The sequence below is a fragment of the Nostoc sp. JL23 genome (assembly GCF_017115065.1).
GTDB lineage: Bacteria > Cyanobacteriota > Cyanobacteriia > Cyanobacteriales > Nostocaceae > Nostoc > Nostoc punctiforme_A.
The window spans coordinates 35090-57213 of sequence record NZ_JABXKN010000072.1; the positions used below are offsets into that span (position 1 = coordinate 35090).

A 22124-nucleotide genomic window follows, 5' to 3' on the forward strand; every position below is an offset into this window, starting at 1 on the left:
ACTTTTGGAGTTATTCTACACTTTAGCTAAATCGGGACTTCATCTCATCACTAGTATTAATAACGCCAAAATTTGATAAAACGAGGTTTCAAAACAGATGCATATAATACCGCCTTTGACAATGATCGACTTCTTCCGTAAAAGTGAGGGTATATGGTTTACGGAACGCGCCGTTCATCATTTTGACTCGGCGGCGGATGAGTCGGGGGAGTCAAATTTGATTATTAAAGTCATGGGAAATGACGATCCGAAAGTCCAAGAAGTTTGTAAAGCCCAAGGGATAGATCCTAGTAAAGCAACAAGCGGTGCTAGCTTTGCATGGCAGGCTAACCTAGATACCAGGCTACCGAATACCGATAATGCTGCGATTTTGGTTGATGTTCCCGACGAAACGAGGCGTTCTGGAAAACTGATTCGCAACCAAGGCTATGTTGAGAGTATTCCAGTTGTGAGCCGATATCGGTTTGCTGATGATGGAGTGCTGACAATTGATACTGACTATGACAACAATCAAGGTCAGGAACGTTGTTGGTTTGTTACGGATGATTTTCGTGTCAGAGTCAGTACAGTACGAATGATGAACGGAATCAACTTGATGACTTATTGTTCCGAGCGTCGGTGTGTTTCCCAAGAAGTTTTGGAGCAAATGATCAGTCGCAATCATGCTAGGCGTTAGGGGGGAATGGGGAATAGGGAATAGGGGATATTACTAAACTCATACCAATGCCCAATGCCCAATTCCCAATGCCCCATTAAGGAATGTTGCTTTGTTTCTCATAAATGAGACGTGCATGATTGCCATAACTTATTTTCATGCAAGGGTTAACAAATCATGCTCCATGTATAAGCCTTTCCTGGAATTTTTAGAAAAAGAGCTATTTCAGCGGTTTGATTTACAAAGTAGGGTCATTCCTCCTGGTTTGGAATTCAAAGTTAGCGATCGCGGCAGAAACCCAGCAACTATTCGCAGTTGGTGTTACCAATCTCAAGAGTTGCGGAAAATTCGCTATACCTATATTGATGCTGGGGAAAGTGCCCAAATTTTTAACAGCGTGGTTTATCCGAGTAATCACTACGATCTACCTCTGTTAGGGATTGATTTTTTATCCTTTGGCAAAGTCAAAAATCTAATTGTGCTTGATTTTCAGCCTTTGTTTCAGGATGAAGATTATCAAAAAAAATATATAGTTCCGCTGAAATCTCTCCATGATAAATACCCAGATTTGGCGCAAAACTTAGAAATGAAGTTTTACGATGCCAACCAGTATTTTTCTAAATACCTATTGTTTGCCAAAACCGATCCTGAAACAGTATCAACGCGAGTCTTTGAAGCTTTTCAAGATTATTTAAACTTGTATTGGCAAATGTTAGGAGATGCCAAACCGCTCCAAGACCCTGAAGATATCCAGCGGATTATCAAAGCCCAAAAAGACTATGACCAATATAGTGCAGACCGCGATCCCGCATCTGGTTTGTTTAGCAGCTACTTTGGTCATGAATGGGCAGAGCGCTTTCTCTATGAATTCTTATTTGAAGATGCTGTCCCCCTAGCAGTTAGTGGCAGCAAAAGATAAGCATCATTGGGTATGGGGTATTGGGGATTATTAATTTTGAATTTTGAATTTTGAATTTGGAGCGAAGCGAAGTGACGCTTTATCAACCATTTCTCGATTATGCGATCGCCTATATGCGATCGCGTTTGGATTTACAGCCCTATCCTATCCCCACTGGGTTTGAGTCTAAGAGTGCTGTTGTGGGCAAGGGAAAGAATCAGGAAGAGGTTGTCACCACCAGTTATGCCTTTCAAACTGCAAAATTGCGGCAAATTCGGGCAGCTCACGTACAGGGCGGCAATTCGCTGCAAGTGCTGAATTTTGTGATTTTTCCGCGCCTCAACTACGATTTGCCCTTTTTTGGGGCAGATTTGGTGACATTGCCAGGAGGACATCTAATTGCTTTGGATATGCAGCCGCTATTTCGGGATGATTTAGCATATCAGGCGAAATATACCGAACCAATTCTGCCCATTTTCCACACCCATCAACAACATCTATCTTGGGGAGGAGATTTTCCCGAAGAAGCACAGCCTTTTTTCTCTCCTGCTTTTTTGTGGACTCGTCCCCAAGAAACGGCTGTAGTAGAAACTCAGGTGTTTGCTGCTTTCAAAGACTATTTGAAAGCTTATCTCGATTTCGTAGAGCAGGCAGAACCTGTAACAGATTCCCAAAATTTAGTAGCCATTGAGCAAGCCCAACTGCGATACCTGCGATATCGGGCTGAAAAAGACCCAGCACGAGGAATGTTTAAACGCTTCTATGGTGCCGAATGGACTGAAGAGTATATCCACGGCTTTTTATTTGACCTAGAGAGAAAATTAACAGCCATCAACTAGAGACTCTTTGACCGCACTCAGTGCTGAGTACCTCGTTACTGAAGACTTATCTAAGTCACGTTAAACTAGGAAAATAATCTCAGTAATACCAATTCAAAAAATTTTTGCGACATGATCCACTGATGCGCACCTACCCCGATGTCTTGGGAAGGTTTGGCGACGAATCTTATAATATGTTGCATTCTTTTTCAAATTGGTATTAGCTGTACTTAAACTAGTTTGTCTTCATAATGGTTTCCACCTTTCCCAATCCTTCTTCGGTTGATCTATCTCGCATCCGACTTTCGATTCGCTCATTGCAACCGCAATTAGTAGAGTGGCGGCGGCGATTGCATCAACAACCAGAGTTGGGTTTTCAAGAAAAACTGACTGCTGAGTTTGTATCACAAAAGCTGCAAGAATGGGGAATTGAGCATCAAACTGGCATTGCCCACACTGGCATTGTTGCCACCATCAAAGGAAAAAGGGAAGTTTCAGAAACAATCCAAAATCCAAAAGTTTTAGCGATTCGCGCGGATATGGATGCTTTGCCAATCCAAGAACTCAACGAAGTACCGTACAAATCGCAGCATAGTGGAGTGATGCACGCTTGTGGACATGATGGACATACAGCGATCGCTTTAGGTACAGCTTATTATCTCCAACAGCATCGCCAAGACTTCTCCGGTGTTGTGAAAATTATCTTTCAGCCAGCGGAAGAATCACCAGGAGGCGCAAAGCCGATGATTGAAGCTGGAGTCCTGAAAAATCCTGATGTTGACGCGATTATTGGTTTGCACTTGTGGAATAATTTGCCTTTAGGAACAGTGGGTGTGCGGGCTGGCGCATTGATGGCAGCAGTGGAGTGCTTTAACTGCACAATTTTGGGCAAAGGTGGACATGGCGCACTACCTCATCAAACTGTTGATTCCGTTGTTGTTGCCGCCCAAGTTGTAAATGCCTTGCAAACTATTGTCGCTCGGAATGTTAATCCCATTGATTCAGCAGTAGTGACAGTGGGAGAACTTCACGCTGGAACTAAACGCAATGTAATTGCTGATACAGCGAGAATGAGTGCTACTGTCAGGTATTTTAATCCTAGTTTGAAAGGCTTTTTTAACCAGCGTGTCGAGCAAATTATTGCTGGAATTTGTCAGAGTTATGGTGCAAATTATGACTTAGAATATTGGTCACTTTATCCACCAGTAATTAATGATATTAAAATAGCAGAACTAGTGCGATCTGTAGCAGAAGAAGTGGTAGAAACTCCTGTGGGTATTGTGCCAGAATGCCAAACTATGGCTGCTGAAGATATGTCATTTTTCTTAGAAGAGATTCCTGGTTGTTATTTTTTTCTCGGTTCTGCTAATCCCGCGAAAGACTTAGCATATCCCCATCATCATCCCCGGTTTGATTTTGACGAAACCGCCTTGGCAATGGGTGTGGAAATATTTGTTAGATGCGTGGAAAAGTACTTTGTTTCATGTCATTAGTCATTTGTCATTTGTCCTTTATAGTCCAATACGGTTCAGTTAAGCCTAAAACTCTTTGTAAAAGTCAATTTTTTTAACGTAGACGCAAAGCGGCTTGCCGCAGGCTACCGCCAAGGACGCCAAGGACGCAAAGAGAAGAAAGAAATGCTTAACTGAACTGTATTGCTTTATAGTCACCAATGACAAAGAACAAATGACCAAGGACGACCATAACAAAAATTTTCACAATCTCATTTAGGATGGCTATATCTCTAATTCGTGACTATCGGTTTCTGTTTAGTGCTAACTTCTAAAGGCAGGAAAATCGTCATCACTTCCCCATAGTGTGGACGTTGACGCACAATTAGTTTGCCACCGATCGCCTGAAACAAATGCTTGGTTGCAGCGATATTCAAACTAATCGTACCTGTTTCTGGTTGGAACATTAGCAGTTGACCTAGAGCCTTGCGAATTGGTGGTGTTGCAGATGTAGTGGCTTTATTTGAATCTTTGCACCGGAATTCAGGCGATAATTGTAACTTCAGTTGATCTCCAGCTGGGATAACTTGTACTTGAATATGGCTGCCAGCGGGTAAGCTGCGAGTAAAATTTTCCATCAAACCAGTGAGAACCTGATCCAGCATGGTAGGATTGCTTACCACTGTCGGTAGTTGCTGGGGTAAAACAACATTTAAAGTTAAGTTCCGCCGATGCGCTGCTTGTTCCCAACGAGGAATACTCTGCTGCAACACTTGATCTAAAGACATCGGTGTGAGTTGAGTCTTTGACGATTTTGCTGAGGCAGTAGTTTCTAGTTCTGCGGCTTTAAACAGCAATTCCATGCGGTCAATTTGCTCGGTACACTCGTGATCGATAACTTTTAAGCGATTGATCACACTAGCATCTAAGTCTCGCCGCTTCAACAGCAGACGAGTCATGGTGCGAATAGTTGTTAAAGGTGTGCGGACTTCGTGAGCGAAGGCTTGGAGCAATTCTACATCAGGATTTGGGGATTGGGGATTGGGGAAAACTCTTCTCCCCTGCTCCACTGCTCCTCTGCTCCCCTGCTCCCCTACTTCTTCCCCAGTCCCTAGTGAAGAGTCTCTAGTCTCTTCTGGTTCTGTTAATTCTTGAAGCAACAACTGGCTAAAGTGAATCATCATGGGGTAGTCTGGTGCTACCGGAGAATACTGTTCTACTAATGCGTCCAAGCGCGCGAAAAATTCTGGATTAGCCAGCATTACCCGTGCCCCTAGCGATCGCCAAGCCTGCTGCACTATCTCTGGCTCAAAAGAAAATGAAAAAGTTTTTTTACCGTTTTTGTGGGTTGCTAAAACCAGCACTAATCTAAATTTATCTGTAAAAACTAAGCAAAACTGTTCTGTACCTAGAGGATCGGCAGGTAGTAAAGGAAGTACCGATTCATGGGGAGCAATCTCTTCATTTACAGACGCGATTGCACCCGGCATCTGAAATGGCATCAGCGCCAAGGGGTTAAATGGTTTTGCTGTAAAAGTTACTGTTTGTAAACTTTGAGTCAATTTTGGTTGACTAAATAAGGGTGCTGGTGCAGTTAAAACTAATCCTTGGGTTGTGTTAACTGAAGGGTCTGCTAAAGTATTTAATAGCAAATGTTCTGTCGCTGCGAGGCTGATACGCCACTGCTGCTCTGCTTTAGCAGGTGAACATTCTGCCACACTTGATTGATTTTCAGCCAAGATTTCGCTCAGGCTTGGCAATATCCATTGGTACACAGGCTTTCACCCCTTAATTCAAGAGCGACTAACAGCGTCTAAGTTAGACATTTCACTACTATCTAAGAGGTTATAGCTATTTGTATACTGGTGACAGTGGTAGAACCGAACAATTCAGGGGAAATTCCCCTCTAACTGCGATGTCTACGACGGGCTACGCCTACGCACTTAGGGGCTGAAAAACATTGGCACTGACTTTTACCGATAGGCCTGGCGATCGCCGACTATGATTGTGCTGCTTTCGCTACTCGAATTGGGATTGTAATTACAAATTCTGCACCTTGTCCCGGTGATGAAATACATTGCAAAGATCCACCATGCTTGTCAGTAATTATCTGGTAACTTATTGATAGACCCATGCCAGTCCCCTTCCCAACTGCTTTCGTGGTGAAAAAAGGGTCAAATAAACGCGACTGGATTTCTTGGGGAATTCCTATTCCATTATCAGCAATCCGAATAATTACATTTTCATTTACCTGTTCAGAAGAAATGCGAATCAAGGGATTTGGACAAAGTTCTTTTTGGAAACAATCTTCTAAAGCATCGATTGCATTTGCCAAGAGGTTCATAAATACCTGATTCAGTTGCCCTGCAAAACACTGGATTTGAGGTATTGCACCATATTCTTTAACCACTTTAATTTCAGGGCGATTATTTTGTAGCTTTAGACGGTGTTGCAAAATTAACAGAGTACTGTCGATTCCTTCATGGAGATCAGCCATTTTGAACTCAGCTTCATCCAAACGAGAGAAAATTCGGAGACTGAGAACAATTTCCCGAATGCGTTTAGCCCCCATCTTCATTGAGGTTAACATCTTAGGCAAATCTTCTGTTAGGTACTCAATATCTGCTTCTGCGTTAGCATTTTTAATTTCTGGCTCTGGGTTAGGATAATAATTTTGATATAGCTTAATTAACAGCAGCAACTGTTGAGTGTAATCATCAGTGTGTTGCAGGTTGCCGTAGATAAAATTAACTGGATTGTTGATTTCATGAGCAACTCCTGCCACTAGTTGACCCAGACTCGACATTTTTTCCGATTGAATTAATTGCATTTGGGTTTTTTTCAGGTGTTTCAGAACTTGTTGAAGTTCTGCTTCTGCCTGTAGGCGCTCGCTAATTTTGTCTCGTAATTGTTCGTTAGCATTGACCAACTCACCTCTAGAATATTGGAGATCGTCTGCCATTTTGTTGAACGAGGTAGCTAACTCGCCAATCTCATCGTGAGAGCAAATATTAACTCTGGTATCTAGCTTACCTTCAGCCAGATTCATCACAGCTTGCTGGAGTTTTTTAATCGGTTTTGAGATCGTTTTGGAGACCAGATAACCTACTAATAATGCAAAAATACCACATCCCGAACTGATGACAGACGTGACAAAAATATTTTTATGGGCTATTGCTAGTGCTGCTTTATAAAGTGGTGTGTACTCCAAAATTACTGCACCCATTGTTTCACCCTTGCTAGTTTTAAAAGCAACAGCAATCAAGTGAATTCCATTTGGGTATTCAGGACTGGTCTCAATATAGGTTCTGGGTATCCCATCTTGAATAGTTTGACCAACTTCATTATTGCGATCGTGATCTAATCGCGTACCGATATCTTCCGCAACGACATCTGCCAGAATGATTTTATTACGGTCTACAATCTCCAGATCGCGCTGACGTTGCTTGTGTAGCGATTGGACATGCTCTTGCAGATGGGCTAGCATCTGATCTTGCGATCGCATTACGTGCTTTTCAAGATCGGAACTGACGAAATATCCCAGTAGTCCAGCAACTTCTTCGGCTTCTTGTTGAGCAAGATACTTAGCTATATTCAATTGTTGATTAGCACTAATCGCACCAATAATTCCTGAGAGAGTAGCCATTCCTAGAGTACCCAAAATTAATTTTTGACTAATTTTCATTCCTAGCTCAAAACCTCAAGTGTTGACTACTGTGCTAATTCAGTTTTCGGGAGTTTGCCCTTTTCCTAAAATTCCCACTTATCAGCCTGAAAGTTACAGAATCAACAGCCATTAGCCAAATCTTTAATCTGGTTCTTTTTGGAACTCCGTTTTGGGCAAACTATGCTTGCAACACAAAATCTGATGCCGTGAGAGTTGGCGCACCAGTTAAAGTTGCAAATAAACCACCACTGCCAAAACCAGCCGCGCTGCCATTTTGGTTGTAAAATAACTGCTCATTCACGGGATCGTAGACAATTTTTGCCGTGCTAGTCCCCGCTAAATTAGTGATTTGAAAATCATTGAGATTACTAAAACCTGTTCCCGCAGCAGAAGCGAGCGCACCAAAGGTAGTCTTATCCAGTACAATCTTGTCACCTTCAGAACTGTTGAAATCAGCGATCGCATCAACACCAACAACAGTGCTAGTAAACTCAACATTGCTGTTGTAAACGAAAAAGTCAGCACCTATACCACCGATGAGAACATCATTGTCTCTGCCACCCACCAGAGTATCATTGCCTTTTCCACCCCGCAAGAGGTCATTACCACTATTACCATTAATGATGTCGTTACCACCTTGACCATTAATTAGATCGTTAGAGTTATCAAAACCCGCGACGTTATTGTTAAGGTCATTGAGGAAGGTAACAGTGTTCTTGTTAAAAAGATTAGTTTGAGTGGAGTTGGCATTGAAGACATCAAAACTGTCAATTACACTGGTCTGTGCATCAAACAGTATATTACCAATTGCTGGTCGTGAACCATTTGCTGGCACATTATCCAGATTTTCTAATTGGAAATTTTGCAGAGTAACTCTCGTAGAAGCCGCATCTAAAAAGGTGAGTTCTAAATTATTACCATTTTGAGTAAGTTGCAATTTATCGGCAGTTAAACCACTACCGATAAATTGCAACGTATCCAGTTGGCTAATCGCTGTTGCTGATGGATTTGAGCCAATACCAGTTCCAGCAAAATCGGTGATAGTGTCATCACCATCGCCAAGGCGGAAGACAAAAGTATTATTGCCATTGCCACCGGAGATGGTATCATTGGCTGCCACAGGTGCATCGTTGACGGGTTTGACATTGAGATTGAAAGTACTAGTAATGGTACCGCCATTGCGATCGCTGACAGTGAAAGTGAAACTGTCACTGCCGTTGAAGTTGGCATTGGGGGTGTAGATGAAAAAGTCGTCGCCGAGATTGTCTGGAGTGTTGTTGTCGTTAAGTGCCAGTGTGCCATTAGTAGGGTTGGTGAAATCGCTAATAGTTAAAGTATCGCCATCTGCATCTGTGTATCTACGGATGATATTACTAGCAAGGATGTTAACGGCGGTATCTTCGTTAGTAGTAGCGGCAGTCTGAAAGCCAAACACTATATAGCTCTCCCCTACATTATCGGCACCTAATGCCCCGACAATCAGGTCATCGAAGCCGTCATTGTTGATATCCCCCGCACTGCTGACAGAACGGCCTAAGTAGTCACCCTCATCAAGTCCCTTGATCGCGAAGCCATTGCTGCCATTAAGGGACGAGAGGTTGAAGCTAGCTCCGAAACCACTATTGCTGCCAAAGACCACGTAGCTCTCCCCTGCTCTATTCTGACCGTTGGGGGAAGCACTTTCTGCCCCGATAATCAGATCATCGAAGCCGTCGCCGTTGATGTCCCCCGCACTGCTGACAGAACTGCCTGAGTAGTCATATAGATTAATGCCGTTAATCGCAAAGCCGTTGCTGCCATTGAGAGACGAGAGGTTGAAATCAGAACCGAAACCACTATTGCTGCCAAAGACCACGTAGCTTGACCCTATTCTATCCTGAGCGCTGGGGGCATTAGGTGCGCCGATAATCAGGTCATCGATGCCGTCGCTGTTGATATCCCCTGCACTGCTGACAGAACTACCTGAGAAGTCATATACATCAATGCCGTTAATCGTGAAGCCGTTGCTGCCATTGAGCGACAAGAGGTTTAAGCTAGCTTCAAAGCCACTATTGCTGCCAAACACTACGTAGCTCTCCCCTGCATTATACCGATTGTTGGGGTCGGCACCTTTTGCTCCGATAATCAGGTCATCGAAGCCGTCGTTGTTGATGTCCCCCGCACTGCTGACAGAATCGCCTGAGAAGTTATCCGAATCAATGCCGTTAATCGCAAAGCCGTTACTGCCATTGAGGGACGAGAGGTTGAAGCTAGCTCCAAAACCACTATTGCTGCCAAAGACCACGTAGCTCTGCCCTGCATTATACCGACCGTTGCGGTCGGCACTTTCTGCCCCGATAATCAGGTCATCGAAGCCGTCGCCGTTGATATCCCCCGCACTACTCACAGAACTGCCTGACTCATCACCCGAATCAATGCCGTTGATTGCAAAGCCGTTGTTGCCATTGAGGGACGAGAGGTTGAAGCTAGCTCCAAAGCCACTATTGCTGCCAAAGACCACGTAGCTCTCCCCTACACGATACCGACCGTTGCGGTCGGCACTTTCTGCCCCGATAATCAGGTCATCGAAGCCGTCGCCGTTGATATCCCCCGCACTACTGACAGAACTGCCTAAGAAGTCACCCACATCAATGGCGTTAATCACAAAGCCGTTGCTGCCATTGAGGGACGAGAGGTTGAAGCTAGCTCCAAAGCTACTATTGCTGCCAAAGACCACGTAGCTCTCCCCTGCACTATACAGATCATACTGACCCTTGGGGTCGGCACCTGATGCCCCGATAATCAGGTCGTCGATGCCGTCGCCGTTAATGTCCCCCGCACTGCTGAAAGAACCGGCTGAGTTGTCATATTTATCAATGCCGTTGATCGCGAAGCCGTTGCTGCCATTGAAGGACGAGGGGTTAAAAACTGAAGTAATCTGAGGTGCGTCATTGACTCCGTTAATGGCCAAGTTAACGCTAGCTGTGTTAGTCAAGCTGCCATTATTGTTGGTGGTGTATGTAAAGCTGTCAGTGCCGCTTTCACCAACAGCCAAAACCTCAAATGAAGCATTCGGGTTATAGGTCAAGCTGCCATCAGCATTAAGGGTAATTAAGGCACCAGAACTCAGGGTAATGGCAGTACCAACAACAACTGCCCTACCATCGATAGCCGATACTGTTAGGGAGTTGCTGTCGTTAGCTAAGACCTCTATGTTAACGGCAGTGTTTTCGTCGGTGGTAGCCGTGTCATTAACAACAACAGGAGGTTTATTAATAGGTGTAGGAGATGCAAAACCAAAGACCACGTAGCTCTCCCCTGCACTAATCTGACCGTTGGGGGAGGCACGATATGCCCCAATAATCAGGTCATCGAAGCCGTCATCGTTGATATCCCCCGCACTACTCACAGAACTGCCTGAGCGATCGCCTGAATCAATGCCATTAATTGCAAAACCCTCGCTGCCATCCAGAGATGAAAGGTTGAAACCAGCACCGAAACCACTGCTGCGACCAAAAATCACGTAGCTCCGCCCTGCCCGAAACTGACTGCCGTAGTCGATACTATTTGTCCCAATAATCAGGTCATCGAAGCCGTCGCCGTTGATATCTCCCGCACTGCTGACAGAAACGCCTGAGCCGTCATCTGCACCAATGCCGTTAATCACAAAGCCGTTACTGCCATTGAGGGACGAGAGCTTAAAGCTAGCTCCAAAACCACTATTGCTGCCAAACACTACGTAGCTCTCCCCTGCATTATACCGACCGTTGGGGGAGGCACGATATGCCCCGATAATCAGGTCATCGAAGCCGTCGCCGTTGATGTCCCCCGCACTACTAACAGAACTGCCTGAGCGGTCACCCGCATCAATGCCCTTAATCACAAAGCCGTTGCTGCCATTGAGAGAGGAGAGGTTCAAACTAGCTCCAAAGCCACTATTGCTGCCAAAGACTACGTAGCTTGACCCTATAAAAAACTGACCGTTGGGGGAGGCGTTTCTTGCCCCAATAATCAGGTCATCGAAGCCGTCGCCGTTGATATCCCACGCACTACTCACAGAAGTGCCTGAGAAGTCAGTGTTAATCATAAAGCCGTTGCTGCCATTGAGGGACGAGAGGTTGAAGCTAGCTCCAAAGCCACTATTGCTACCAAAGACCACGTAGCAGGGATTACCTGCCCCAATAATCAGGTCATCAAAGCCATCACCGTTGATATCCCCTGTACTGCTGACAGAAACGCCTGAGCCGTCATTTGCACCAATGCCGTTAATCACAAAGCCATTGCTGCCATTGAGGGACGAGAGGTTGAAGCTAGCTCCAAAGCCACTATTGCTGCCAAAGACCACGTAGCTTGACCCTGCTCTATTCTGACTGTTAAGGTCGGGAGATGCGCCAATAATCAGGTCATCGAAGCCGTCACCGTTAATGTCCCCTGCATTGCTGACAGAAATACCTGAGCGGTCACCTGAATCAATGCCGTTAATCACAAAGCCATTGCTGCCATTGAGGGACGAGAGGTTGAAGCTAGCTTCAAAGTCACTATTGCTGCCAAAGACCACGTAGCTTGACCCTGCATCACGCTGACCGTTGGGGGAGGCACGATATGCCCCGATAATCAGGTCGTCGATGCCGTCGCCGTTAATGTCCCCCGCACTGCTGACAGAATAACCTGAGCGGTCAGGTTCATCAATGCCGTTAATCACAAAGCCGTTGCTGCCATTAAGCTCGGATAGATTTAAAACTGCATTAACCATTGTTGTTGATTCTCCTTCGTTGTGTTGTTTGTCGGCTGTAAAGACTTGAAATTTCACATCTCTCATCCCATCGTCACCATCCGCCGAATTTCATCACTTTTAAAGCCGATCGCCATTGGACGACGCACCCCTGGTAGCGCCACCACGTCGTATAATTCCAGTACGACTCCCTCCATTCGCAGGGAATGCACAATATCACCGCTTTTCAGGTCAATTACCAGTAGCCCACAGCGAGGTTCAGCATTTTTTTGAAATAATTTTTCGTCTAGAGGCAAACCACTAAAAGTCTTGTTATGCCTGGGCTGAGAAACTCCAACGATCGCAAAGTCGCCATGAAATGCACAACCGCGCATATATCCTGGACAAAATGCCACAGGTTCAAAGCTGCCCCGTTTCAAGTCTAGGTAGCTAAAATCTCCTGTCCCAGAGTTAAGTAACCACAGCTTGTCTTTATACCATCGAGGGGAATGGGGCATGGAAAGTCCTCTGATGAGTATCTCGTTACTTTCCACATCAATGACGCAACCACCATCAGCTCGCCTGTCCCGCCATCCTTCTGCCACATCCGACTGACTCACAGCAGTCACATATCTGGGCTGACCATCTCGTATTGCTAACCCGTTGAGATGACACCTGTCTTCTGCTGCCAATTTACTAATAAACGGCGGTTGCCACAGGGGAATAAAACTGTGGGTTTGACTAACTTTGGCTAAACAGCTAAATAGGGTATTGACAAATATTAGATGCTGTGGTTCATTATTTACTTGAGAATTACTCAGGGCAATATCATGGATGTCTAAGTCTCCAGTCACATAACTCACTTGGGGCAAATAGACAGCATCATAGTTGTTGTGAACTTGTCCTGGTTGTAAGATGTTTTCAAAGCGCCACAGTTGATATAGGGAACTCATATATAAGCTACTATCTTGGGCATACAAACCCATGCAACGCTCAAAGGTGCGCTCGAATACAGATAGTTGGCCGCTAGATTGTAAGCCGATGAAAAATAATTTACCTGCTTGATAGGTAGTAAAGGCCAGACTCAGATTTTGCTCAAACAGCCACGGAGTAAACTGGCGAGAAGCATTCAACTCCAAGGAAGCAGCTACAGGATTTTGATTCATTTTTTTTTCCCAGCGAGGAAGTTCATAATTCTTTCCTAATGCTTTCTGCCCGACCTTCGCGGACTCGCTCTAAGCGTTCGCGTCTCGTAGAGAAGCCATACCGTTGGCGTTGGCATAGCGTGTCGCAGACAAGCCTCTCGTACCACTTTGTGGAAGCAAGCTACGCGTAGCGTCTCCCTTTGGGAGAAGAGAAGGCTTTACACTGCGCTATCTTCCTGCCTGCTGTCTTCTCTTATAACAATGTTGGCTCCTCGTTCCTTGTTACCTCTTGTATTATCACTGAAGTAAAGTCAGGCAAACTTCTTTACCCAATCTTCATAAGTTAACTCTCTGTAAATTCTTATACATCATCATTAAAACATCAACTGAAATTTATTCTTTTTACAAATGTATTTCGTTCGCTTCTTGAAAACTTGATACGTTGTCAAATTTCGCCTGTCTTTTGACAAAAGCCCAATTTTCTCTTGTGCCAGTAATAATTTTGTGATATAGAATTGTGCTAAAATATACATAAAATATTTTTATATATAACTTGAGAACATCTTTGCAGAAGCAATAATCACGTTCATCCAAGCTTTATATCCGTTAGCGAGTCAGACGCTTTTGCGTCGCTAACGCTGCGCTATCGAGCGTCATAGCTTGTCGTAGACATCGTATTTTTTAGGTAGATTAGCAATAGACTATCTCAAGGGCACTTTATGACTTCTTTTGATTCAGCTAAAGATTTGGTACTAGTTGCTGGTGCTACAGGTGGAGTCGGGCAATTAGTGGTAGGCAAGTTACTCGAAAAGGGTTTAAAAGTTCGCGTTCTGACACGCAATGCTGCAAAAGCTGAAGAGATGTTTAACCAAAAAGTGGAAATTGTCGTTGGCGATATCCGCCAGCCAGCTACACTGCCACCTGCAATGCCAGGTGTTACCCACATCATAAATTGTACTGGAACTACTGCCTTTCCCTCTGCGCGATGGGAGTTTGACCAATCCCCGAACTTGATTGAATGGGGAATTATTTTCCTTAATCCCAAATCTAGTGAAGCAAAAGCAAAAAATAGTCCGGCAAAAATCGATGCTGAAGGTGCCAGCAATCTAGTAGCAGCAGCACCCCAGAATTTGAAGCGATTCGTTTTCGTCTCTTCTTGTGGAATTCTCCGTAAAAATCAGTTTCCTTTTAGTATTCTTAATGGTTTTGGCGTGTTGGATGCCAAACAAAAAGGCGAAGAGTCCATTATTAATTCTGGATTGCCCTACACCATTATCCGCCCAGGACGCCTCATTGACGGGCCCTATACCTCATACGACCTCAACACCCTCCTTAAGGCAAAAACTGGGGGTAAATACGGTGTGGTCATAGGCACTGGGGATACACTTTCGGGTGATGCCAGCCGGATTGATGTCGCAAACGCTTGTGTAGAATGCCTTTTTCAACCAAGTAGTTCTAAGAAAATTTTTGAAATAGTCAACCAAGGACAAAGACCACCTGTGATTGACTGGAAAACTCTTTTTTCTGGGATTGAGTAACTACTGAGTGCTGAGTGTTGAGTACTGAGTGCTGAGTTATTATTCTCTCTCCATACCCCGTGCCCCATGCCCAATCCTCAGTGTTTCTGTAGTTTATTGCCTCAAAAGACGGCAAACACCACTCGGACGTTACGGTTCACCCTAATTGCTGAAAGTATTAATTCTCCTACATTAGACAGAGTGAAGACAAATAAATCCATGAACCAACTAAACACACAATTTAGTTAGTTTAACCGTCCCAAGAAAGGTTCGGGAAACCACCCTTCATGGACTGGCTACCACTAAGCTTCAGTATATATATCAGCATTAGTCTGGAGTTTTAACCCCAGGAAGGCCGAATCAAAGGTATTCATGCTGAACTGGCTGATTTCTTGACCCTGTTGGTTCAAAATTTAGTGCTTTATATTCTCATTCATTCATTTGTAGTTATACGGAGCCAGCACCTAAAATGGCAAAAGTAGTTGGAATTGACTTAGGAACAACGAACTCCTGCGTGGCAGTGATGGAAGGTGGTAAACCCACAGTAATTGCTAATGCTGAAGGTTTTCGGACAACGCCATCAGTAGTCGCATTTGCGAAAAATGGTGACAACTTGGTTGGCCAAATCGCCAAACGCCAAGCGGTGATGAACCCCGAAAATACGTTTTACTCTGTCAAACGCTTTATCGGTCGCCGCTACGATGAAGTTAGTAACGAAGCTACGGAAGTTTCTTACAAAGTCCTCAGCAGCAACGGCAATGTCAAATTAGATTGTCCAATCGCTGGTAAACCGTTTGCTCCTGAAGAAATTTCTGCAAAAGTTCTTCGCAAACTAGTTGAAGATGCCAGCAAATACCTGGGTGAAACTGTAACCCAAGCTGTAATCACTGTTCCCGCATACTTCAACGATTCCCAGCGACAAGCGACAAAAGACGCTGGGAAAATTGCCGGGATTGAAGTTCTGCGGATTATCAACGAGCCGACAGCTGCATCTTTGGCTTATGGATTTGACAAGAAGAGTAATGAAACCATTCTCGTATTTGACCTTGGTGGTGGTACCTTCGACGTATCCGTGCTGGAAGTAGGAGACGGAGTTTTTGAAGTACTAGCCACATCTGGTGATACTCACCTTGGTGGTGACGACTTTGATAAAAAAATAGTTGACTTCTTAGCTGAGAAGTTCAGAAAAGCCGAAGGTATTGACCTGCGGAAAGACAAACAAGCTTTACAACGTCTGACGGAAGCCGCAGAAAAAGCCAAAATTGAGCTTTCTAGCGTCACCCAAGCAGAAATTAACCTACCATTTATCACCGCTACTCAGGATGGTCCCAAGCACCTGGATACAACCCTGACTCGCGCTCAATTTGAAGAACTTTGCTCTGACTTAATTGACCGTTGTCGTATTCCTGTGGAAAACGCCCTCCGGGATGCCAAGTTAACTAAAGGCGATATTGATGAAGTGGTATTAGTTGGTGGTTCTACCCGGATTCCCGCAGTCCACCAGATTGTGAAGCAGGTATTGGGTAAAGACCCCAACCAAAGCGTTAACCCTGATGAAGTTGTAGCAGTTGGTGCAGCGATTCAAGCCGGAGTACTGGCTGGTGATGTAACTGGCATCTTGCTGTTAGATGTGACACCTCTATCTTTGGGTGTGGAAACATTGGGCGGCGTGATGACCAAAATTATCCCCCGCAACACCACAATTCCCACGAAGAAATCGGAAGTCTTCTCTACTGCTGTGGATGGACAAACTAACGTAGAAATTCACGTTCTCCAAGGTGAACGCGAATTCTCTAACGATAACAAGAGCTTGGGAACCTTCCGCCTCGATGGTATTCCTCCTGCACCACGTGGCGTCCCTCAAATTGAAGTGGTCTTCGATATTGATGCTAACGGTATCCTTAACGTCACCGCTAAGGACAAAGGTACTGGTAAAGAACAGTCCATCAGCATAACCGGCGCTTCCACTCTGGATAAAAATGACGTTGACCGGATGGTAAGAGAAGCTGAACAGAACGCTTCATCTGATAAAGAGCGGCGTGAAAAGATTGAACGCAAGAACCAAGCCGATTCTTTGGCATACCAAGCTGAAAAGCAGTTACAAGAGTTGGGCGATAAAGTTCCCGATGCTGACAAGACTAAAGTCGAAGGTTTAGTGAAAGAAGTGCGGGAAGCAGTTGCTAAAGAAGACGATGAGCAAATCAAGAAGCTCACTCCAGAATTGCAACAAGCGTTATTCGCTGTTGGTAGCAACATCTATCAACAAGCGGGTGCTAGTGCCAGTGCCGGTGCCGGTGCTACATCTGGTGGTGAACCTCAAGATAGTAGCAGTTCCTCTAGTTCAAGTAACGGCGACGATGTGATTGACGCTGATTTTACAGAGAGCAAATAATTCCTCTACTTCTTTTGGGAAGATTGTTTTGTTCGACCTCATATTACCCATTCAGGCAAATGCCTGGGTGGGGATTTTTTTTAGAAGTTAGGGGTTAGGAATTAGGAGTTAGGAGTTAGACTAGAACTAATATTGGTAACTCTTGATCTTAATTCTTAACTTTATTCCTAACTCCTCACTCTCAACTCCTAACTCCCTTATGCCATATCCACAAGCACCTTGGACACTTCAAGGCTATGCTATCCAAACTCTGCATTTGGTAAATATTGACCAAGTGCGCCCTTTGATTCCCTTAGAGTTAGACATTGTTTCTGTATGGCCTGGTAAAACTCTCGCTAGCGTGTATTTATCTCATTATGGGTCAGGCTCAGTACTGGAGTATAGTGAGTTAATTGTTGTCCCAGCTTTGATTAATTACCAGAGGAAAATCGGCGCTTGGATTTCTCATATTTATGTAGATAATGCTGATTCGGTGGCTGGTGGTCGAGAAATTTGGGGACTACCAAAGGAACTAGCTGAGTTTACCTGGGAACAAGGAAAGTATGTTACTGTACATCAGGGAAATCAGAGATTGTGTAGTCTTAACTATAATCAACAAAGCTTGGCATGGAGACAGTGGTTAAGTGCTTCTGCTTTCAGCGCCAAGGGTGCCGATTTGCTGATGTTCCCTGCTGAAGTGGAGTCTGTATTAGGTTTGATTGGTTCTAGGTTAGAAATCCCCGCTGAAAGTCCTTTTTCTGGAATAGGTTTAGGTCAGCCTTGGTTAAGTGTGCGTTGTGAGCAGATGAGTTTGCGGGTTGATGCGCCAAAAGTTGTAGGTCAGATGGGTATGAATACTTCTCGGTTAGGCATTTTTAATTCGGAATCGGATTTTGGGAAAAGGGAAAAGGGTAAGGGTTAAAGGTTTTTTCTTTCCCCTTTTCTCTTAGCCTTTTACACTTAACCGAAATGGATTCTTAATAAAATTTAGTAATAGCAATGACCTAATTATACCAATTCAATTAATGATTGCAACACATCCTTGGCTAAAGACGCGATGAATCGCGTCTCTACAAATGATCTATTTGTCGCATTCTTTTTTTCAAATTGGTATTATTTTGTGCGATCGCACTTTCAATAACAACATCATTTTAGGCAATGCCTGCTGCGAACGTTGCGATCGCTAATTTTCACCTTGGGATTATAAAATATACTAACTTCCCAACATCTGCAAGTTATGTAAAGTGGCATAAAGCCCTCCCTGTTGCAGTAGTTGCTCGTGACTTCCCTGTTCGATTAATTCGCCACGCTTGAGAACAAAAATCCGGTCTACATTACGAATCGTAGACAAGCGGTGAGCAATAATAATGGCGGTACGTCTGAGCAAAAGCTGGTTTAATGCCTCTTGAACTAAAGCTTCTGTGCCAACATCTAAACTAGCAGTAGCTTCATCTAGTACCAAAATTTGGGGACTGCGAATGGCAGCCCGCGCAAAGGCTAAAAGTTGCTTTTGACCACTAGAAATATTTGTGCCCCGTTCTCGAAGTTGAGTATCATAACCTTGAGGTAATTCTTCTATAAAATGGGCAATGTTGGTTTCTTCGGCTGCTTGTTGAATCTGTTCAATGGTGTAGCCATCTCCTAAAGAAATGTTACTTTTAACATCGCCAGCAAACAAAAACCCTTCTTGTAAAATTACTGCCATGTAACGCCGCAGTTCTGCTTGTGGTACTTCCCGAATATCAACGCCATCTATGAGAATGCGTCCTTGGGTGGGTTCGTAGAGGCGGCACAAAAGACGGATAATTGAAGTTTTACCCGCACCAGTGGGGCCGACTAATGCAATTTTTTCACCAGGATGAATGGTGAAATCTAAGTCTTTAATGACGTAATCATCATTTTTGTAAGCAAACCAGACATGATCGAAGCGAATCTCTCCCAGTTCTGGGGGGGAAGTGAGGTCTGGGGATTCTAGATTTGCCAGGATTTCGTCGATGTAGCCAAATTTCGCATCAAATATTGAGAAGCGGACATTGGCGCGATCGCGAATTTCTATCGGTTCGTCTAATATATCGCCTACGCGTTCAATGGCAGTGAAACCAGCTTGAATTACCGTAAATTTTTCGGCAAAAGCCCTTAAAGGGTCAAATAATCGCTGGGCATATAATATAAATGTCGATAAAGTCCCGAAAGTCAAGTTTTTTTCCAACAGCAACCAACCACCCACGCACAAAACACCTGCGATCGCAATCAGTCCAATCCATTCTAAGGTTGCTGAAACAAATGAATCATAAAAGATGGTTTTATCCATTTGCTGAGTGTAGTTGCTGTTTGTCGCACGAAACAATTCGGCATTAAATTTTTCTCTACGGAACAACTGTACGACGTTAATACCAAGCACATTTTCTTGTAGCTGTGAATTCAGGATCGAAAGTTCTTCTCGTCCTTTGTAATTGGCTTTGCGGTACTGTTTTTGAATGTAAACAATTACCCAACTAGTTGGTAACAGCATCAATACCAGCAAGCAAGAAAGTTGCCACTGGATGGAAAACATTAAACCCAAAGTCACCAGCATTAAAAACAAATCGGATATAATGCCAACTGCTCCAGTAGAAAAGACATCGCCTAACACTTCTACATCGCTGGTGATTCTGGTAATTAATTTACCTACGGGTGTGCGGTCAAAAAAGCGCACTGCTAGAGATGTCACATGGTGAAATAAGTCTTGGCGAATTGCTGCGGTGATTTGTTGCCCTAGCTTTTGGACTATATAACCTTGGAAACCTGTCAACATCAATTGGATGGCGATCGCAGTTACCAATAATCCTTCTAGGATATTTAGCCCTTGTGAGAAGGGACGATTCCTGAAAAATTCGTAAGTGCTTGATTCATTACGAATCAGGGAGATTACTTGGCCGATCAAGAAAGGTTGTAAGGCATTAGCTAGTGCGATCGGTACGAGTAGGCACATCGACAGCGCCAGTAGCCGTCCGTTACGACGAGCATAAGGCACTAAACGCAAAAACAACCGCCAGTCATTTTCACGCCGACGATCTGGTGTATAAGATTTTTTGAGAGATTGGTAGATGCTCATAGTAAGAGCATTATATTAATGTTTGGAAAAAAACACGCTTGTTTAAAGTAGCGTTTATCTTCCGACTCTGATACCATGCCTGAGATAGAACCTTTACTGGCCTTGTGGTTGCGGCAACGGTTGAGTTGAAAATAACGATGTAACAACAAGATTCCCGACTTTTGAAATAAATAGAGAATCTGAGGACGCACTGCTATCATTGGTGTCAACTTAAGCTAAAAGCCTTGTCAAATCTGGTTTCCAGCTTCTGGGCTGGAAATGCACTTCAATTGCGGCTCTGCCGCCAGCAAGGGAGACAGCATCCCCAAAGACGGCATTCCCAGTCGGAGACTGGGAACGAGACAAGGAGACAAAATCTAAAAGCTTTTTCTAGGCTGACTTTCACGTTAAGTTGACACCAATGCACTGCGATGCGCCCCTACAGTATTTGTATTAATTGCTTCATAAATATTCCTATAAGTATGACACAATAGCATACTTCTCTATTTACGTCTTATATCTAAAGATAGAAGATTAAGGTTAAAATTTGGGAAACCTAAGAGGGGTTTATTCCCAAGAGATGTCCTACCTACTTATCGCAGAATGCAACTGAGGTCAGATGACGCAACCTTTAAATCAAGTCAAAGAATGGGAACAACGTCGTGATGAAGCAAACCGCTACTACCAACGGGGGAAATTTCAAGAATCTCTCGATCTTGCAACCAAAAATTTACACTTGGCTAGAGCAATTCCAGACCGAGCCAGAGAAGGTTATACATTAAACGACCTTGGTTTAGCTCACCTCAGTTGCTGGCAACCTCAAAAAGCATTAGAGCGCTTTCATCAGGCACTTTCGGTTGCTGTTGAAATTGGCAACGCGCCAGCAAAAGCAACTGCACTTAGCAATTTGGGTTCTACCTGTAGCCGTCTTGGACGCTTTTCGCAAGCGTTAAAATATTTTGAACAAGCACTACCAATATTTAGGCGATCGCAAGATACTCAAAGTGAAGTTTCTACTCTTAATGATGTCGCGCTAATTTATACGCGTTTAGGAGAACCAAAACGGGCACTGTTGCTACAACACCAAATTTTGAGGATGCGCCGATTGTTAGGTGACTTTTCTGGTGAAGCCACAACCCTAAATGGTATTGGGTTTGCTTACAACGTCTTAGGCAAGTTTGAGGAAGCTCTAGAATTTTTTCAAGCAGCACTACCAATTCAACGAGCTATCAAGAATTTGGTTGGTGAAGCAACCACTTTAAATAATATTGCCTCAATCTATAGCGATGTAGGAAAACCGAAACAAGCACTATTGCTCTACTATCAAGTTCTTTTGACACGACGAGAAATCAGCGATCGCTCTGGTGAGGCAACAACCCTTCACAATATTGGTTTTACCTACAGCATCCTGGCAGAGCATCGCCAAGCAATGAAGTTCTACAAGCAAGCCATTGTGATTTATCAAGAACTGGGCGATAATCTCGGAGAAATTTCAACTTTGCTAAATATGGGAAGCGTTTACGCCACCACGAAACGTAAAAAAATGGCGCGATCGTGCTACCAAAATGCCCAAGAGTTAGCAGAGCAAATAGAATATCAGCCACTTTTAGAAAAAGTACACCAGTTCATAAATTCTCTGTAGTATTCAAAGGGCGGTTAGAAACCGACGATCTAGGGGCGCAGTGTGCGTCCCTACTGGTGAAATTAAATATGCGTTATCCAAAACCTTTGTAGAGATGTAGCAGCGTTACGTCTCTACATTGTTTTTCACCCTAGCTATGGGTTTGGTATTGTAGCTAGAACAATGACGTATCAATCATATCGGGATCAATCGCTCAT

The 22124-nt window shown here is 44.1% G+C and carries 14 protein-coding genes; 8 read left to right on the forward strand and 6 right to left on the reverse strand.

Translation table 11 applies throughout. The features are described 5' to 3' along the window. The first annotated feature begins 97 nt into the window (after positions 1–97). From HWQ42_RS14880 to HWQ42_RS14895, 4 genes are all read left to right on the forward strand, one after another. Positions 98–676 carry a phycobiliprotein lyase gene (locus HWQ42_RS14880; RefSeq protein ID WP_292813305.1) on the forward strand — a complete coding sequence of 193 codons (579 nt, stop codon included), beginning with the start codon at positions 98–100 and terminating at the stop codon, positions 674–676. Between the two features lie 163 nt (positions 677–839). Continuing rightward, entirely contained in the window at positions 840–1574 is a 735-nt protein-coding gene (locus HWQ42_RS14885; RefSeq protein WP_292732685.1) for a 15,16-dihydrobiliverdin:ferredoxin oxidoreductase, read from the forward strand. A 50-nt stretch (positions 1575–1624) separates the two neighbouring features. After that, the gene (locus HWQ42_RS14890) at positions 1625–2392 is read left to right on the forward strand and encodes a phycoerythrobilin:ferredoxin oxidoreductase (protein ID WP_292813308.1); all 768 of its coding nucleotides are present in this window, start codon (positions 1625–1627) and stop codon (positions 2390–2392) included. Positions 2393–2622: 230 nt separating this feature from the next. Next, positions 2623–3864, forward strand: a complete 1242-nt coding sequence (locus tag HWQ42_RS14895) for an amidohydrolase (protein WP_292813311.1) — start codon at positions 2623–2625, stop codon at positions 3862–3864. Between the two features lie 251 nt (positions 3865–4115). Here the strand turns inward: HWQ42_RS14895 and HWQ42_RS14900 are convergent, their stop codons facing one another. From HWQ42_RS14900 to HWQ42_RS14915, 4 genes are all read right to left on the reverse strand, one after another. Continuing rightward, on the reverse strand, positions 4116–5597 hold the full coding sequence (locus HWQ42_RS14900; protein ID WP_292813314.1) for a HAMP domain-containing sensor histidine kinase: 1482 nt from the start codon (positions 5595–5597) through the stop codon (positions 4116–4118). A gap of 224 nt (positions 5598–5821) precedes the next feature. Continuing rightward, entirely contained in the window at positions 5822–7507 is a 1686-nt protein-coding gene (locus tag HWQ42_RS14905; RefSeq protein ID WP_292813316.1) for an ATP-binding protein, read from the reverse strand. Positions 7508–7667: 160 nt separating this feature from the next. Beyond that, positions 7668–12278, reverse strand: coding sequence for a tandem-95 repeat protein (locus tag HWQ42_RS14910; protein ID WP_334813499.1), 4611 nt, complete (start codon positions 12276–12278; stop codon positions 7668–7670). Between the two features lie 5 nt (positions 12279–12283). Further along, positions 12284–13345 (reverse strand): TIGR03032 family protein, encoded by a 1062-nt coding sequence (locus tag HWQ42_RS14915; protein WP_292813319.1) that lies wholly within the window; start codon positions 13343–13345, stop codon positions 12284–12286. A 698-nt stretch (positions 13346–14043) separates the two neighbouring features. On the opposite strand from HWQ42_RS14915, the gene HWQ42_RS14920 reads away from it, so the two are divergent. The 3 genes from HWQ42_RS14920 (at position 14044) to HWQ42_RS14930 (ending at position 18134) form a co-directional block, all read left to right on the forward strand. Continuing rightward, on the forward strand, positions 14044–14862 hold the full coding sequence (locus HWQ42_RS14920) for an SDR family oxidoreductase (protein ID WP_292732671.1): 819 nt from the start codon (positions 14044–14046) through the stop codon (positions 14860–14862). Between the two features lie 448 nt (positions 14863–15310). Then, the gene (gene dnaK, locus HWQ42_RS14925; RefSeq protein WP_292732668.1) at positions 15311–17233 is read left to right on the forward strand and encodes a molecular chaperone DnaK; all 1923 of its coding nucleotides are present in this window, start codon (positions 15311–15313) and stop codon (positions 17231–17233) included. Positions 17234–17432: 199 nt separating this feature from the next. Next, positions 17433–18134: an acetoacetate decarboxylase family protein gene (locus HWQ42_RS14930; RefSeq protein ID WP_292813321.1), complete on the forward strand. Its 702-nt coding sequence runs from the start codon at positions 17433–17435 to the stop codon at positions 18132–18134. 291 nt (positions 18135–18425) lie between these two features. On the opposite strand, the gene HWQ42_RS14935 is transcribed toward HWQ42_RS14930, so the two are convergent. Together HWQ42_RS14935 and HWQ42_RS14940 are read right to left on the reverse strand one after the other, a co-directional pair. Beyond that, a complete protein-coding gene (locus HWQ42_RS14935; RefSeq protein ID WP_292732664.1) occupies positions 18426–20306 on the reverse strand; it encodes an ABC transporter ATP-binding protein in 1881 nt (626 codons plus the stop codon). A 210-nt stretch (positions 20307–20516) separates the two neighbouring features. Further along, positions 20517–20651: a hypothetical protein gene (locus HWQ42_RS14940; protein WP_292813324.1), complete on the reverse strand. Its 135-nt coding sequence runs from the start codon at positions 20649–20651 to the stop codon at positions 20517–20519. A gap of 253 nt (positions 20652–20904) precedes the next feature. Here HWQ42_RS14940 and HWQ42_RS14945 point away from each other — a divergent pair, with 253 nt between their 5' ends. Further along, positions 20905–21927 (forward strand): tetratricopeptide repeat protein, encoded by a 1023-nt coding sequence (locus HWQ42_RS14945; protein ID WP_292813327.1) that lies wholly within the window; start codon positions 20905–20907, stop codon positions 21925–21927. Positions 21928–22124: the final 197 nt, after the last annotated feature.